Below are 14536 nucleotides of genomic sequence, written 5' to 3' on the forward strand. Positions count from 1 at the left end.
CCCGGCATGACCCACATCGCGCAGGCCGGCATCGAGATCCCGACACCACACCGTTCAAGCCGACCCGCCGTCGGCTCACGGACGCAGCAGCTCGCCTCACGCGGGTGGGGCACCGTCACCGATTGGGGAACCATGACCGAGAACAGCAGTGACGTGGCGCGACGCCTCTTCTCCCGGCGCGCCTTCACCGCCACCGCAGCGACAGTCGCCGCGATCGCGCCGTTCGCCGTGGCGAGCCAGGTCAACGCGGCACCGCCGGAGAAGACCGCGGGCAACCCGGGCAACGGGCAGGGCGGCGTCCGCCGCATGACCCTCTACGCGGAGAGGCTGCCGAACGGTCAGATGGGCTACGGCCTGGAGCCCGGCAAGGCCACGATCCCCGGACCGCTCATCGAGATGATCGAGGGTGAGACCCTCGAGATCGAGCTGGTCAACAACATGGACGTGACCGTCAGCCTGCACGTGCACGGGGTCGACTACGAATGGAACAGCGACGGCACGCGGATGAACGCCAGCGTGGTGGAGCCGGGAAACCGCCACGTCTACACCTGGCGCACCCACGCCCCGGGCAACCGCCCGGACGGCACCATTCAGCCCGGCAGCGCCGGCTACTGGCACTACCACGACCACGTCGTGGGAACCGAGCACGGCACCGGCGGCATCCGGGCGGGGCTCTATGGGCCGCTGGTGGTCCGCCGCAAGGACGACGTGCTGCCGGACAAGACGTTCACCGTCGTCTTCAACGACATGAAGACCAACAACCTCCAGAAGGCACCCGACTTCGTCGCCAAGCTCGGCGAGCGGGTGGAGTTCGTCGTGATCACCCACGGTGAGTTCTTCCACACGTGGCACATGCACGCGCACCGCTGGGCCGACAACCGCACCGGCCTGCTGGAAGGCCCGAACGACCCGAGCCGGATCATCGACACCAAGATCATGGGACCGGCCGAGTCGTTCGGCTTCCAGGTGATCGCCGGCGAGCGCGTCGGCCCCGGAGCATGGATGTACCACTGCCACGTCCAGAGCCACTCCGACATGGGGATGGCCGGGACCTTCTGGGTGACCGACGCGAACGGGAACGTGCCGGGCCACCCGCACGGACCGGGCAGCCACTCGATGGGCGGGGGCATGGACCACTCGAACATGGACCACTCCGGCATGGACCACTCCGGCATGGACCACTCCGGCATGGATCACTCGGGCATGTAGCACTGACGTCGTCTCTCCGCCCCCAGAACCACCACAGAACGACCCAACATAACGGGTATCCCCCTGGACGTGGAACAGCCACGACGGCCCTCAGCTGGGCCATTGATGCTCGTCACTGGCCCAGCTGTTCGCGCACGACGGCCCACGCATGTCCTTACCGGTTAGGTCGGTCGCCATCGCGCGGCTGTTCTGTCGCGAGCAGCGCCGCCGCCTGGCTCACGGTCTTCCACAAAGCCGGGTCTTTGATGCGCTCTGGCGGGGACTGTACAAACGTGGCCTCCGCCGGGAACCGTTCGTGCTAGGGCGGCATCAGTCCCCGGCGGTGCAGAAGGGGTGGCGGGGGTCGCGTCCGCAGCCGGGGCAGGCGGTGCCGTCGGTGATGTCGGCGGTCAGTTTCCGCAGGACGTCGTCGAAGCGGCGTAGGTGTTCGTAGTCGCCGAAGGTCGGGTCGGCGGCGAACGTGGCGCAGTAGGTGGCGATGGCCTGCGGGGTGTGCCGGGTCAGGGCGTCGGAGATTCTCGTCAGGAGCCGGGTGCGGAGCCAGGCCGGGGCGGCGCGGTAGTGGCCGGGCAGTCTGCCGAGCAGGTCGCCGGCCAGCCGGGTCCGCTCTTTCGGCGTCGGTTCTTGCGGGTTCGCCGTAGGCGTTGTGGCGGCGCCTGGCGGGGTACGGTCCGCACGCTCGCCTACGGCGAGAAGGGGGAGGGCTTTTCTGTTCTTCTCGGGGTGCTGGTCTTCTTGCTTGTCTGTTCTTCTTATGGGGGTGGGTTTTCCCACGTTGGTTTTCCCGTCGTAGGTCGCGACCTGGGGTTCTGTGGTGTCTGTGCTGGTGGTGGCCTGCGGCGGGTTTTCCGGCGCGGGGCGGGGCGGGAGGGGGCCTGTGGCGGGGGTGGTCGCTTCGGGTTCGAGCTGGGGTTGCCAGGGGTCGCAGAGGATGTAGTCGACGCCGCCGAGTCTGCCGTCGTGGCCGCGCTCGCGTTCACGCACGAGGTAGCCGTAGGTCTCCAACTCCCTGAGGGCGGCGCGGATGGCGTCGCGGCCATCGGGGGCGGCGCAGATGATGGTCTTCTCCGACATCCGGAACCCGACGGTGTGGGAGATCAGCCAGGCGAGGATGCCGCGGGCCTTCCAGGACAGCCGGGTGTCGCGGATCCACTGGTTGGAGATCTGGGTGAACCGGGTCGAGGGGCGTGGCGCGCGCCGGGTGCTCATCGTCCACCCTCCGCAACCGGAGCGGCGGACCGCGGACGGGTGCCGGTCGCCTGGCAGGGGGTGATTGTTACGGGCGCGGGCGCGCCGGTAGAGTCGAGCATGGATCTTTCTCCTGGTTTCGTCAGGCTGATTGATCAAGGCCCTGGACCGGTGTTGGCGCACCGGCTCGGGGCCGTTTTCGTTGTTCAGGTGGATCGCCGCTCAAGCCCTTTCAGGCCGTTACGGCATGCTCCGGTTGCTGGTTACATCTGCTGCTTCGGAATGATGCTCGTCGTTTCATCTTTTTCTGCTCAGGCCGGCTTGAAGGGTGCCAAACAGGCCGTGATGTAGAGACTTCCTGGTCCAACGTTCGACCGGTGGACAGGTCGAACGCCTGGAATCCGTCTTCAATCTGGGTCGAACATGCCGACCTTGATGCCGCTGGTGAAGGTCGCCCACTGGTCCGGAGCGAAAATCAGGACGGGGCCGTCCTTATCCTTGCTGTCCCGCACACCGACTCGGCCTTGGGGAAGCACGGCGACTTCAACCGTCCACATAAACCGTTGGCGGCTCCGTTTCTTTCCCCTCGCTGTTTACCGGAAAGCGGAGTATGACGAATGGTCCCGACATGACGCCAGGGTGCAGTCCGCCGCCGAAAGCCATCACCCCTATGGTGACGTTGGGCAGCTCACTGATTTCCAGCAGGTGGGCAAGTTGGCGCGCCATCACGTCCGCCGCCGATACACGTCACCACGCACACAGATGCTCCGCGTCCTTCATGATGGCCTCTGCCTCGGCCCTGTCGGCGGGATCGTTGGCCAGCCGCTCGGCTGCGACTCGGGCCACCTCCATGCGGTGGAGATGCTTAGCGCTAACGAGTGCTTCGCGGACGGCTTCGGTTGCTGAACGGCCGTCGGAGGTCAGCTCGTTCAGAGCCTTCTCCGCCCTGGCATCGAGATCAACAGTCAACATGCCCATATCTTCACTGCGCGACCATGCATCTCGCAGGCCTTCGGCAAAATTCTGTAACCGTTCAGATGCTCACAGTAATGCAACTGTCGACTGCTGGAGGTGGTCTGCCGGGCCCAGGCCCATTGAGTTCGTTTCATCCTGAAGTTGCAGGTCAAGGGCCTGGTGTGGCGTCGTGTGGGTGTACTCGTGCTGGCAGTGGCGGGGTTTCGGTCCAGACGATCGTCTGTCATCGAGTGATCTCGGTGTTGACCAGGACCATCAGAGCGTGCAGCAGACCCGATGAGAGCGGGCGGCGCGCACAGCGGCGCGGTCATCACGACTGCGGTGCTTGCAGAGCCACGGCGTTGATGATGGTCACGCCGGCGGCAAAGCCGGTCGGCCGCGGGATGAGCAGGTCGATGGCCCGGACGGTTCGGCGGTCCCTACGAGGTAGCGCAGCCACTGGCCCGCTCCGATCTCGCTGAACATCGCGGCTGAGCGGAATATGAGTGGGCATATATCTGAAAAGTGGGGCATGTGTCTGGCCAGCGTGCATGATGAACATGGCGCGTGATCCGGTCGGGGGACGGGGGCGCGATGTCGCCCAAGGAGATGCCACTCAAGGAAGAGTTGAGCCACAGCCTTCTTGATCGTGTCGATCTCATACTTTCCATATTCGGCGTCGGGGAACGGTCGATGAGTCTTGCCGAGCTTGTGCTCCATACCGGCCTGCCGAAGTCGACCGTCTACCGGACAACCGAGCGCATGGTCGAGCTTGGCTGGCTGCGTCGCGAGGCTGGGCGGTATGTCGTGGGCATGCGGCTGTTCGAAGTGGCCAACCTGGCCACTATCCGGACCCGGCTGCGCGAGGTATCGCTTCCATTTATGGAGGATCTCTATCAGGTGACGCACGAGGCCGTGCACCTGGCTGTACTTGAGGACACGCATGTCTTGTACGCCGAGGAGATCACGGGTCACCGGCCGGCGACCGACCTGAGCCGGGTCGGAGAGCGGATGCCCGCGTACTGCACGGCTGTGGGTAAAGTGCTGATCGCGTTCTCGCCGCCGGAGGTTCTCGAGCGCGTGATCAGTCGTGGCCTGCCGTCCAGGACCGGGGCGGCGATCACCTCCCCGCAGCGGCTGCGGGCCGAGATCACCTGGATCAAGGACCGGGGGGTGGCATGCGACCGCAGGGAATGCGATGCGGGGGTCGCCGGCGTCGCGGCGCCTGTCCTGGACGCAGACCTCTGCGCGGTCGGCGCGATATCCATCTCTGGGCCGCAACAGAGGCTGCACCTTGAGCGACTAGTTCCTGCGGTGCGCCTGGCGGCGCTCGCCATCACCCGCCGCATGCGCCGACAGCCGTCATGAGCGTGGGCGCCCATCGTCAGAGGGCGGTCTGCGGGTCTATATCCCTGATGTCGTAGTGTGATCGAGTGAATCTGTAGCGTTATGTCCAGCTGGTGGGGCACGGCTGTGCTGAGATAGCCGGATGAGTGAACGCAAGCCGTACGCGAGCGACTTATCCGATGAGCGGTGGGCCTCGATCGAGCCGGTGATCACGGCGTGGAAGGCCGCGCACCGCTCGGTCAGCGGCCACCAGGGCGGAGATCGTCAACGCGATCCTGTACCAGAGCAGGACCGGCTGCCAGCGGAGCTTGCTGCCCCATGACCTGCCGCCGCGCAGCGCGGTCATGTACTACTACACCGCCTGGCGTAAGGACGGCACCGACAAGGCCATCCACGACCTGCTGCGCTTGCAGGTGCGGGAAGAACTGGCCGATCGCAACTTCGCCGGCCACGAACTGTGGGGCCTGGTCACCGCTACCGGCGCTGACATGGTGTGGCGGATCAAGAAGAACCTGGTGTTCCCTCCGCTCGAGGTCCTTTCGGACGGCTCGTTCCTGTCCATCATGCCCACCCCGGCCGAGAACGTGCGGCACGGTGTCGCCCGAGCGCGCGGCCGCGGCCTCGGACGCACACCACAAGGCCACCTCGTGCGGATCGTCGAGTACACCGTGACGGTCAAGACCGCGGACGGACGCAGCCGAGTTGAACCGTTCCGGCTGGTCACCACGCTCCTCGACCACAAACGAGCACCGGCGGCCAAGATCGCCGCCACGTATCACGAGCGCTGGGAAATCGAGAACGGCTACGGCGAGCTGAAGACCAGGCTTCGCGGAGCGGCGTTCATTCTGCGTTCCAAGCTGCCCGAGCTCGTCTGCCAGGAACTGTTTGCCCTGCTCACCGTCTACCAGGCACTGTGCTCACTGAAGTGCGCGGCGGCCCTGACCGCCGGAATCGACCCGGACCGCGTCTCATTCATCGTGACGGTCCGCGTCGCTCGCGACCACGCCTCCACCTCTTCCAAGACCGCCCAGGCCCGCCGCAACGCCATCCACGAGGACCTACTTCCCCGCCGCCGCGACCGTCAGTGTGAGCGTGTCAAGAAGCCGCCCAAGAACACTTTCCCGACCAAGAAACGTGACGCTGCGCAACCGGCGAGCAAGGCAAGTTACAAGATCAAGATAGTGAGAAAAGTGCCCCTACCTGCGCAGATGCCTTAACTCACCGGCATTGCCCTGAACTGCAAGGATTCGGGTGTCGACGCCGTATCCACTGCAGAAGCAGGTGCACCTTTCTGGTGAGTGAGCGTACCGGGTGGGACCGGCGGCTGTCTGTCACCGCCGATGGAAAAGGACTGGTCGGGCATGCGGGAGCGGTGCTGCTGCACAAGATCGCCGACCGGGTGGGGCTGACCGAGGCGCTCGGCGGGCTATGGCCGGGCGGGCCGAGCGCAACCTGGCGCGATCGCGCGCACGTGTTCGTCAGCCTGGCCACGGCGATCATGTGCGGTGCGCGCAGCGTGCTGGAGGCCGAGCGGCTGCAAGCCCATCACGCGGCGCTGTTCGGGGTCGCGCCGTCGGACTCCACCACCCGTCGTGCGTTGACCGGCCTGGACGAGGCGATGCTCGCGCGCATCGCCAAGGCCAGGGCGAGGGTACGGCGCCGGGTGTGGGGATTGCTGCACCTACGCCCGGGTGGCTTTCCCTGGCTGACGGTCGCGGGCAAACGGCTGCGGGGATGGATCGTCATCGACATCGACGCCACCATCATCACCTCTGCCTCGGACAAGAGCGGGGCAGCCGTCACGTTCAAGAAGACCTATGGTTTTCACCCGCTGGCCTGCTGGTGCGCCAACACCCAGGAATCGCTGGCGATGCTGCTGCGGGCCGGGAACGCGGGCAGCAACACCGTCGCCGACCACGTGCGGGTGCTGAGCGATGCTCTGGCCCAGATCCCGAACTCCTGCCAGGCCAAGATCCTCGTCCGGGTGGACGGCGCGGGCGCCACCCACGACCTGCTGACCCATCTGGAAGGGCTGAACACCACCCGCCGCACGGTGCGGTATCTGGTCGGCTGGACCATCACCGAGGCCGATGAGCAGGCCATCGCCCGCCTGGCCACCCACGCCCGCCGCCGTCACCTGCGGATCGAGCGCACCTGGCCCTGGGCACAGGCATTCGTCCTGGCCTGGCAGCGCCTCACCCGGCTACCGGCCCTCACCTGAGCGCCGGACCCTCGCCTCAACGACCAGGAAGGAGCCCAACCCCGGGCCGTGGAACCCGGCGCCCCCGCAGCGACATGCGACGGCCCACCCCAACCGCGCAGGGGACATTACGGGCAAGGCCGCGGACTCGATGAACGTCAACAAGCCCCTGACGAATCGAGGTTAAGTATCTTGATGTCAACTACAGTCCCTTCGCGCTCGCCGGTTCGGCTATTTGCTCCAGAGTGTGCGTGCAGCCCAGACGCCAGAGAAGAGCGCGTACCGCTCAGTGGCACGATGGGTCTTATGAGAACGGTGGCACAGTTGCACGGACAAGAACGCGTACCGCTCAGTGGCACGATGGGTTTTCGCGAGAACAGGGCGGATTTATGATGTGAGAAGCGTTGCTGACTAGAGGTAACTCGCGTCGCCCCCACGGCGGGTTGCAGGGAGTAGTCCAGAAGGGGGACGAGTGTAATGGCTGCGGGTATGGCCGATGTTGCTGTCATGAGTGATCTTGCCGAGAAGCTGGGGTCGGCGCTCCAAGAAGACCCGGAGCGTGGTATCTACCGTGTCAATAGGTCGATCTTTACCGATCCCGAGCTGTTCGATCTCGAAATGAAATACATCTTCGAAGGCAACTGGGTCTATCTCGCACATGAGAGCCAGTTCAAGACGAACGACTATCTGACAATGAATATGGGACGTCAGCCCGTATTCATCTCGCGGAATAGGCAGGGCGAGCTTAACGCCTTCATCAATGCCTGCGCTCACCGCGGCGCTATGCTCTGCCGGCGCAAGCGCGATAACAAGTCCACCTATACCTGCCCGTTCCACGGCTGGACCTTCAGCAACTCGGGCAAGCTCCTGAAGGTTAAGGACCCGGGTCCTGAGGCCGGCTACCCCGAGCAGTTCAACACCAATGGTTCGCATGACCTTACCAGGGTTCCCCGTTTCGAGTCCTACCGGGGATTCCTCTTTGGCAGCCTCAATGCTGACGTGCGGCCCCTGAAGGAATACCTCGGCGAGGCCGCCAAGATCATCGACATGCTGGTCGACCAGTCTCCGGACGGCCTGGAGGTGCTCAGGGGCGCCTCGACCTATACCTACGACGGCAACTGGAAGGTGCAAGCGGAAAACGGCGCCGACGGATACCACGTGAGTACGCTGCACTGGAACTATGCCGCGACTACCGGGCGCCGGGGAGCTGGCGGCGAGTCCGCCACCGAGACCCAGGCCATGGACGTCAGCACCTGGCAGAAACAGAAGGGCGGCTTCTACTCGTTCGAGAACGGCCACGCGCTGCTCTGGCTGAAGTGGCCAGACCCGGAGGACCGGCCGATTTACCCGTGGCGTGACCAGTTCATAAAGGAATACGGAGAAGCCCGAGCTGACTGGATGGTCGGCTACCTGCGTAACCTGTTGATCTACCCGAATCTCTACCTGATGGATGCGCTCAGCTCGCAGATCCGGCATTTCCACCCGGTGTCAGTCGACAAGACCGAGGTCACGATCTACTGCATTGCTCCCAAGGGCGAGTCCGCTGAGATGCGGGAGAGCCGGCTGCGGCAGTACGAAGACTTCTACAACGCCACCGGGATGGCGACGCCGGACGACCTGGAGGAATTCCGGGCGTGCCAGCGATCCTACCTTGGGCGGGCAGCTCGGTGGAATGACATGAGCAGGGGTGCCACCCACTGGATCACGGGCCCGGACGAGAACGCGAAGGCGCTGGGCATCAACCCCATGAGAAGTGGGGTGCGCGCCGAGGATGAGGGGCTCTACCCGATCATGACGCGACACTGGCTGGAGATTATGACGAAGGCCGCAGTCGCTGAGGGCAAGATCTCCAAGAGCTAGCCTGCTCAGAACGGAGTCAGGTAATGGCCATTTCGCAGCAGGACGTCGAACATTTCCTTTACCGGGAGGCGCGCTATCTCGATGACCGCGAGTTCGATAAGTGGTTGGAGTGTTATGCCCCGGACGTGGAGTTCTGGATGCCCTCGTGGGATGTCGACGACACTCTCGTCACCGACCCGCATCAGGACGTCTCCCTGATATATTACCCGAACCGGGGCGGCCTGGAAGATCGAGTATTCCGGATCAACACCGATCGGTCCAGTGCGACCAGCATCCCGGAACCGCGGACCGGCCACAACATCACCAACGTCGAAATCGTGGAGCAGCAGGGGAATACCTGCCAGGTGCGCTTCAACTGGTTCACGCTCTACTACCGCTATCAGACCGTTGACATATATTTCGGCCACTCGCTTTACACGCTGGACACCTCCGGTGAACAGCCGCTGATTAAGAAGAAGACCGTGGTTCTCAAGAACGATTATATTCACCACGTCATCGACATCTATCACGTATAGGCGTCAGGGGGTGAATTCAGGACTGCCGGAGCCGAACATGAGTATTCACCAGATAGCGCTGAATTTCGAGGACGGCGTCACCCAGTTCATCAAATGTGACGAGGAAACAACAGTCGCCGACGCCTCTTATGCCGCCCGGATCAACATTCCCGTCGACTGCATGATGGGCGCCTGCGGAACCTGCAAGTCGTTCTGCGATTCGGGCAAGTATGAGCTGGGGGACTATATCGAGGATGCGATGACCGAGGAGGAGGCCGCCGAGCGACAAGTGCTGACCTGCCAGATGTTCCCTAAGTCGGATTGTGTGATCCGTATTCCTGCGTCCTCGGACATCGCCAAGGTGGTGATGTCGCTGCACGCCGGGAAGCTCAGCGAGCTCGAGCGGCTCTCCGAGAGCGCGCTGCGCTTCTCGATCGCGCTGGACAGCGATGGAGCCGGCCTGGCCTTCCTGCCCGGCCAGTACGCCAACGTGACCGTTCCCGGCACCAGCCAGACCCGATCGTTCTCATTCAGCTCGGCCCCTCTGAGTAGCAGTGTCAGCTTCCTCGTCCGTGACACCGAGCACGGTTCGCTACCATCGTACCTGCGGGAACATGCTGTGCGTGGGGACGACATCGAGTTCACCGGGCCATACGGAAGCTTCTACTTGCGGGACATCGAGCGTCCCGTCCTCTTCCTGGCCGGGGGGACCGGGCTGGCGCCCTACCTTTCCATGCTGGAGAAGATCGCCCAAACCGGCACCGATTACCCTATCCACCTGATATACGGCGTCACCCACGATAAGGACCTCGTAATGGTGGATGCCCTCGAGAGACTGGCCGGGCAGTTGCCCCAATTCACGTACGCGTGCTGTGTGTCTGACGAGGCCAGCACCTATCCCAACAAGGGATATGTGATGCGGTATATCGAGCCAGCGCATCTCAACGGCGGCGATGTCAACGTTTACGTGTGCGGCCCTCCGGCGATGGTGGACGCGGTCCGCGACCATATCGCTGCGCAGGGTCTGGTCGCAAAGAGCCTGTATTACGAGAGGTTCTCCGGACACAGCGCCGTGGGCGCGATCGGCGAGGAGCACTTCGACATCGAGGCCGCCGAGGATGCGTTCGAGGCCCGGCTGGCGATCGAGCTCGGTGCGGCGAATCTGACGGTGGGGCGCCTGGACAAGGAGCGGCTCACGGAGCTCCGGCAACTCGCCGAGGCGACGGTTCCGTTCTTCGACGGCGATCACTTCAGCAACGTGGAAGGATACCGGGCGGCTAATCAGGCATTCCACGCGGCACTCATCGAGTGCACGGGCGTTGATGCACTCCGCTCCGCGTATGGCATGCTGAGCATTCAGGATCTGATGGCCCAGGCGCTCACGGCGGATACCGAGGTCATCCCCCATGTTGCCCAAGATCACCTCGACCTGGTCATTGCCTATGAAGCCGGCGATCTGGGGGCAGTGCACCGTATTCTCGCCGTCCACAATGACCGCAGCAAGGCGACCATGCGCGCCCACGCCGAGGCCAAGGCCAAGGCCAAGGAATCAGGCAGTACCTGAGACCGGCGCAGTCAGGTGAGGTGACATGATCCACGAAAGCCGGTTCGAGGGCAAGGTCGCGGTGGTAACGGGGGCAGCCCAGGGCATCGGAGAGGCGGTTGCCCGGAGCATGGCGAAAGAGCGGGGAAGGGTTGCTCTCGTCGATCGCTCTGAGTTCGTCAATGAGGTGCGCGACGACCTGACGGCCAGCGGCTGGGATGCCGTAGCGTATATCGCTGATCTGGAGCAGTATCCGGATTGCTCAGGCGTCATGGCCCGGGCTCACGACCATTTTGGTCGCATCGACATTCTTGTCAATAACGTCGGCGGTACTATCTGGGCAAAGCCATACGATGCGTATGGGGAGAAGCAGATCGAGGCGGAGATCCGGCGTTCACTCTTTCCGACGCTGTGGTGCTGCCGGGCGGTGCTGCCGTACATGATCCCGAGGGGGAGCGGCGTAATCGTCAATGTCTCGTCGGTGGCAACGCGCAGCGTCAACCGGGTGCCCTACGCGGCTGCGAAGGGCGGCGTTAATGCCATCACCGCGTCGCTCGCGTTCGAGTGTGCCAGCCGCGGCATCAGGGTGCTCGCAACAGCCCCGGGGGGGACGAAGTCGCCACCGCGGAAAGTCCAGCGTAATCCTGAGGAGCCGACCGAGCAGGAAAAAATCTGGTATCAGCAGATCGTGGACCAGACCGTTGAATCCTCCCTGCTTAAAAGGTACGGCACCCTGGAGGAGCAGGCTGCCGCAATCCTGTTTCTCGCCTCTGATGAGGCGTCCTATATCACTGGTGTGACACTGCCGGTGGCCGGCGGGGACCTCGGTTAGACGGTCGAATGGCTAATGGGTTCGTTCCATCCTGAATCCGCAGGTAGACGGCCTTGTGTGAGTTCGGTTGGGGCTACTCGGGCAGGTAGAGGTCGGAGATCATGACGAGTGATCATCCGTCACCGGGTGATCTCGCTGGTGGTCAGCACCAGCAGGGCGCAGTAGTGCGGTGGCCCGGGCGGCATCCAGGCGGAGCTTGGTGAGGATCCGCCAGTTCTTCAGGTCGGCGAAGCCGCGCTCGACCGGGGCGCGTTCGCTGGCGATCAGTTGGTTGACCTGCTTTTGAGCGACGGTGAAGGGCTTGCCGCGCGTGGCTTTGCGTCCGGTGATCACGACGGGGTTGTCGCCGTCGTCGTCCAGGCCGACGAAGCCGAGATCGGCCAGCGCGCCCAGACCCGCGTCGCACATTTTCTGGACGAGGTTGTGGTGGCGGGCGAGACGTCGTTGCCGCCGGCCATGTCGGCCAGGCGCTGGTCATGACGCAGGACCGCGAGCACGATGACCGCGATCTTCCCCGCGGGGAGTTTGCGCCAGCGTGAGCCGATCGCCTTCAGATGGCCGCGGAGCAGGTCGGCGACGAAAGTGATGGTCTTGGCCGACAGAGGCAGCGCGACCTGGTAGACAGCAGGTGTGCCCTCGGCGGGCTGCTTGGTAGTGGTCACACGCCGCCAGGCCCCTGCCGAGGGCGCCCTTCGGCTGGGGCCGGCAAGGGTATCGCCCCCGGTCAGAGGTATCGGGGTGTCGGGGTGTCGGCGAGGCATCCCTGAGACGGCGCTGTGACCGGGGTATCCGTGCTCGGGGGCCGGGTCAGGACGTCGAGGGTCAGGATGTCGAGGTGAAGCTCCCGGTTGCCGTCTTGCGCAACCAGCCCCGTTCGGCCAGCCGGTTCAGCTTGGCGCGGGTGCCCTCCACCTGCCCCGACTCGGTGCCCAGCCCGGCTGCCCCGCAGATGTCCTTGCAGATCAGCGGGCCGCTCGCGGCCGTCACCGTCTGAAGCAGGAGTTGGTAGTCGGCGGGGAGTTCGCCACGGCCGGAGGCCTGCTGCCGGTAGGGGATGATCAAGAATCCGGCGCTGGTCGACGCGCTGGTGGAGGTGCCGGGTGCCGGGAGGTCGCCACCGCAGGGTTCGGCTTCGGCGAGCATCTGGGTGACGACCTGCTCGGCCACGCTCACCCGCTCCAATTCATGCTGGACGTCGGTCAGTTGCTTGGTCAGGTGCTGTGCCGCCTCGGCCAGTTCGGCACGGCGGGCGGTGATCCGTTCCAGCAGCGACGACACCTCGTCCCACCTCCGGCAATTACTGTGAATAACCACACGGATACGGATCATAGAGCCGGGATGCCGTCAGCTGTGGCGTATCGAGCAGAAAACCTGACCCGCTCGTGACGGATGATCACACGCCATGATTACCGGGCACCAGCAGTGCGAGTACACCCAACCGCGATCACACCAGACCTCTGACCTGCGGGTTCAAGTTGAAACGAGCCCATTGGCTGAATTGCCCTTGCGCCAGGGCTCTGGTAGCCGAGGAGGACGACCCCGTTGCCGAAGGTCCGGGGCTCCGCCGGGCAGGCCGCGCGGGAGCCCGGACCCCGTTGATGATCGTGACTCTGTAACAGGACGCACCCCCTCGTAGGGGCGATGAGGACCCGGGCCGACCGCTTGATTCCGCCAGTGTCCGCTGAGTTGCGACCCCTCGTAGGGGCGATGAGGACTCGGCCGGATCCGCCGCATGCCCGACCTGCGCAGCGCGTTGCGACCCCTCGTAGGGGCGATGAGGACGGACAGAGCGCCACCAGTCAGCGGAAGGTAGCCCAGTTGCGACCCCTCGTAGGGGCGATGAGGACCCAGGGTAAAGGCGCAGGTCAGCGAGCACAATATCGAGGGCTGGAGTCTCGGTTTTGCAGTGAACCTCCGGTAGTGCAGAGAACCCCGGAGGTTTGTTGCAAAAACATGATCATAAAGGGCCTGCCCGCGATGATGTTCCGGCGTTGGACGCACATTAGCTCAACCTTCCCCGCGGCGCCGCGATTCAACGGTTCCACATAACGCCGTATGCCCCTGACCTGCGCAGACCTCCAGAAGGGTTCCTCCTCTGAGCTCTCGTCCATCTGTAGTAGGTGAGAGGGAAAACAGGCGGGAGGAGGAACGGTGAGGTTGCGGATCGAGGTTGCCACGGCGGCCACCGAGCTGGCGTGGGGGAAGGTACTCGCGCCGGGGCGGTCCCTGGCGTACGACCTGCTTGCCCGGGAGGCGCCGGAGATCGGAAAGCAGTTCCACACTCAGGGAGCAGGGCCGTACGGCATGGTGCCGCTGGGGCATGGGGCGCCGGTGTTCCCGCAGGCGAGGCGGCGGCGTGGAGCGTATGCCGTCGGGGGGTCGGGATGGGTGGAGTTCGGTAGTCCGCTCTTCGAGGTGGTGACCGTGCTGGCTCAGGGGGTCAAGCAGCGGGAGTTGCTGGACTGGGGAGGCGTTGCACTGCGCGTTCTCAAGGTTGCGGCGGTGGAGCCTCCGGGGTTTGAGTCGGGGCGGGGGCGGTTTCGGACGAGTACGCCGGTGGTGATGAAGGGCACTGGCCGGGACGAGGTGGGGCAGCGGACGACGCGGCAGGCCTGGCTGCTGCCGACGGATCAGGAGTTCCCGGTGTTCTTCCAGCGCAACCTGCGGCGCAAGGCCGAGACGCTCGGCCTGGATCCCGAGGTGTCGCTGACGGAGATCTCTTGGGTGGGGCCCAAGCGGTCCTTCACGGTGGGGCAGGGAGCGAAGCCGGGAGCGCCGATCGAGGTGGAGCTGACCGGGGCGCCGGAGACGCTCCAGGCGATCTGGAGCTGGGGTCTGGGGCAGGCCAACGCCGCCGGCTTCGGCTGGGTGGCCGCGTGAGCGAAACCGGCGACGACGAGCAGTCACGG

At 64.6% G+C, this 14536-nt stretch carries 15 protein-coding genes, 2 pseudogenes and 1 CRISPR repeat array; of the genes and pseudogenes, 10 read left to right on the forward strand and 7 right to left on the reverse strand.

Going from position 1 to position 14536, the window contains the following annotated elements:
• Positions 1–6: 6 nt before the first annotated feature.
• Positions 7–1209, forward strand: a complete 1203-nt coding sequence (locus ACIN94_RS31305) for a multicopper oxidase domain-containing protein (RefSeq protein WP_400714107.1) — start codon at positions 7–9, stop codon at positions 1207–1209.
• Positions 1210–1518: 309 nt separating this feature from the next.
• Here ACIN94_RS31305 and ACIN94_RS31310 read toward each other — a convergent pair whose 3' ends face one another.
• The 4 genes and pseudogenes from ACIN94_RS31310 to ACIN94_RS31325 all read right to left on the reverse strand — a co-directional run bounded on the left by ACIN94_RS31310 (position 1519) and on the right by ACIN94_RS31325 (position 3369).
• Positions 1519–2418: a hypothetical protein gene (locus ACIN94_RS31310; RefSeq protein WP_400714110.1), complete on the reverse strand. Its 900-nt coding sequence runs from the start codon at positions 2416–2418 to the stop codon at positions 1519–1521.
• Positions 2419–2804: 386 nt separating this feature from the next.
• Complete coding sequence (locus tag ACIN94_RS31315; protein ID WP_400714113.1) at positions 2805–2909, reverse strand: DUF397 domain-containing protein; 105 nt, start codon at positions 2907–2909, stop codon at positions 2805–2807.
• A 31-nt stretch (positions 2910–2940) separates the two neighbouring features.
• Positions 2941–3129 (reverse strand): annotated as a pseudogene (locus ACIN94_RS31320) (Scr1 family TA system antitoxin-like transcriptional regulator); the annotation flags it as partial.
• A gap of 15 nt (positions 3130–3144) precedes the next feature.
• Positions 3145–3369 carry a hypothetical protein gene (locus tag ACIN94_RS31325; protein ID WP_400714116.1) on the reverse strand — a complete coding sequence of 75 codons (225 nt, stop codon included), beginning with the start codon at positions 3367–3369 and terminating at the stop codon, positions 3145–3147.
• A 591-nt stretch (positions 3370–3960) separates the two neighbouring features.
• On the opposite strand from ACIN94_RS31325, the gene ACIN94_RS31330 reads away from it, so the two are divergent.
• The 8 genes and pseudogenes from ACIN94_RS31330 (at position 3961) to ACIN94_RS31365 (ending at position 11627) form a co-directional block, all read left to right on the forward strand.
• A complete protein-coding gene (locus ACIN94_RS31330; RefSeq protein WP_400714119.1) occupies positions 3961–4719 on the forward strand; it encodes an IclR family transcriptional regulator in 759 nt (252 codons plus the stop codon).
• 224 nt (positions 4720–4943) lie between these two features.
• Positions 4944–5081, forward strand: a pseudogene (locus ACIN94_RS31335) (transposase); the annotation flags it as partial.
• Positions 5082–5111: 30 nt separating this feature from the next.
• Positions 5112–5915, forward strand: a complete 804-nt coding sequence (locus tag ACIN94_RS31340; RefSeq protein ID WP_400714149.1) for a transposase — start codon at positions 5112–5114, stop codon at positions 5913–5915.
• 77 nt (positions 5916–5992) lie between these two features.
• Positions 5993–6919: a transposase gene (locus tag ACIN94_RS31345; RefSeq protein WP_400714122.1), complete on the forward strand. Its 927-nt coding sequence runs from the start codon at positions 5993–5995 to the stop codon at positions 6917–6919.
• 486 nt (positions 6920–7405) lie between these two features.
• A complete protein-coding gene (locus ACIN94_RS31350) occupies positions 7406–8758 on the forward strand; it encodes a Rieske 2Fe-2S domain-containing protein (protein WP_400714125.1) in 1353 nt (450 codons plus the stop codon).
• 23 nt (positions 8759–8781) lie between these two features.
• Entirely contained in the window at positions 8782–9273 is a 492-nt protein-coding gene (benB, locus tag ACIN94_RS31355; protein WP_400714128.1) for a benzoate 1,2-dioxygenase small subunit, read from the forward strand.
• Positions 9274–9310: 37 nt separating this feature from the next.
• Positions 9311–10816: a benzoate 1,2-dioxygenase electron transfer component BenC gene (gene benC / locus ACIN94_RS31360; RefSeq protein ID WP_400714131.1), complete on the forward strand. Its 1506-nt coding sequence runs from the start codon at positions 9311–9313 to the stop codon at positions 10814–10816.
• 25 nt (positions 10817–10841) lie between these two features.
• Positions 10842–11627, forward strand: a complete 786-nt coding sequence (locus ACIN94_RS31365; protein ID WP_400714134.1) for a 1,6-dihydroxycyclohexa-2,4-diene-1-carboxylate dehydrogenase — start codon at positions 10842–10844, stop codon at positions 11625–11627.
• Between the two features lie 99 nt (positions 11628–11726).
• On the opposite strand, the gene ACIN94_RS31370 is transcribed toward ACIN94_RS31365, so the two are convergent.
• The 3 genes from ACIN94_RS31370 to ACIN94_RS31380 form a co-directional block, all read right to left on the reverse strand.
• Complete coding sequence (locus ACIN94_RS31370; protein WP_400714137.1) at positions 11727–12035, reverse strand: transposase family protein; 309 nt, start codon at positions 12033–12035, stop codon at positions 11727–11729.
• Positions 11957–12289: a hypothetical protein gene (locus tag ACIN94_RS31375; RefSeq protein WP_400714140.1), complete on the reverse strand. Its 333-nt coding sequence runs from the start codon at positions 12287–12289 to the stop codon at positions 11957–11959. The genes ACIN94_RS31370 and ACIN94_RS31375 overlap by 79 nt, the downstream gene beginning before the upstream one ends.
• Positions 12290–12449: 160 nt before the next feature.
• Positions 12450–12905 (reverse strand): hypothetical protein, encoded by a 456-nt coding sequence (locus ACIN94_RS31380; protein WP_400714143.1) that lies wholly within the window; start codon positions 12903–12905, stop codon positions 12450–12452.
• Positions 12906–13246: 341 nt separating this feature from the next.
• A CRISPR array of direct repeats spans positions 13247–13474; the repeat unit is 30 nt; unit sequence GTTGCGACCCCTCGTAGGGGCGATGAGGAC.
• A 304-nt stretch (positions 13475–13778) separates the two neighbouring features.
• On the opposite strand from ACIN94_RS31380, the gene ACIN94_RS31385 reads away from it, so the two are divergent.
• The gene (locus tag ACIN94_RS31385) at positions 13779–14507 is read left to right on the forward strand and encodes a CRISPR-associated endoribonuclease Cas6 (protein WP_400714146.1); all 729 of its coding nucleotides are present in this window, start codon (positions 13779–13781) and stop codon (positions 14505–14507) included.
• Positions 14508–14536 lie beyond the last annotated feature (29 nt).

Source organism: Streptosporangium sp. NPDC087985 (genome assembly GCF_044741965.1).
GTDB lineage: Bacteria > Actinomycetota > Actinomycetes > Streptosporangiales > Streptosporangiaceae > Streptosporangium.

Excerpts from the sequence above, each read along its gene's own strand:
- ACIN94_RS31305 (WP_400714107.1), top strand. The coding sequence starts at position 7 with ATGACCCACATCGCGCAGGCCGGCATCGAGATCCCGACACCACACCGT.
- ACIN94_RS31310 (WP_400714110.1), bottom strand. The coding sequence starts at position 2,418 with ATGAGCACCCGGCGCGCGCCACGCCCCTCGACCCGGTTCACCCAGATC.
- ACIN94_RS31325 (WP_400714116.1), bottom strand. The coding sequence starts at position 3,369 with ATGTTGACTGTTGATCTCGATGCCAGGGCGGAGAAGGCTCTGAACGAG.
- ACIN94_RS31330 (WP_400714119.1), top strand. The coding sequence starts at position 3,961 with ATGCCACTCAAGGAAGAGTTGAGCCACAGCCTTCTTGATCGTGTCGAT.
- ACIN94_RS31350 (WP_400714125.1), top strand. The coding sequence starts at position 7,406 with ATGAGTGATCTTGCCGAGAAGCTGGGGTCGGCGCTCCAAGAAGACCCG.
- benB (WP_400714128.1), top strand. The coding sequence starts at position 8,782 with ATGGCCATTTCGCAGCAGGACGTCGAACATTTCCTTTACCGGGAGGCG.
- benC (WP_400714131.1), top strand. The coding sequence starts at position 9,311 with ATGAGTATTCACCAGATAGCGCTGAATTTCGAGGACGGCGTCACCCAG.
- ACIN94_RS31365 (WP_400714134.1), top strand. The coding sequence starts at position 10,842 with ATGATCCACGAAAGCCGGTTCGAGGGCAAGGTCGCGGTGGTAACGGGG.
- ACIN94_RS31370 (WP_400714137.1), bottom strand. The coding sequence starts at position 12,035 with ATGTGCGACGCGGGTCTGGGCGCGCTGGCCGATCTCGGCTTCGTCGGC.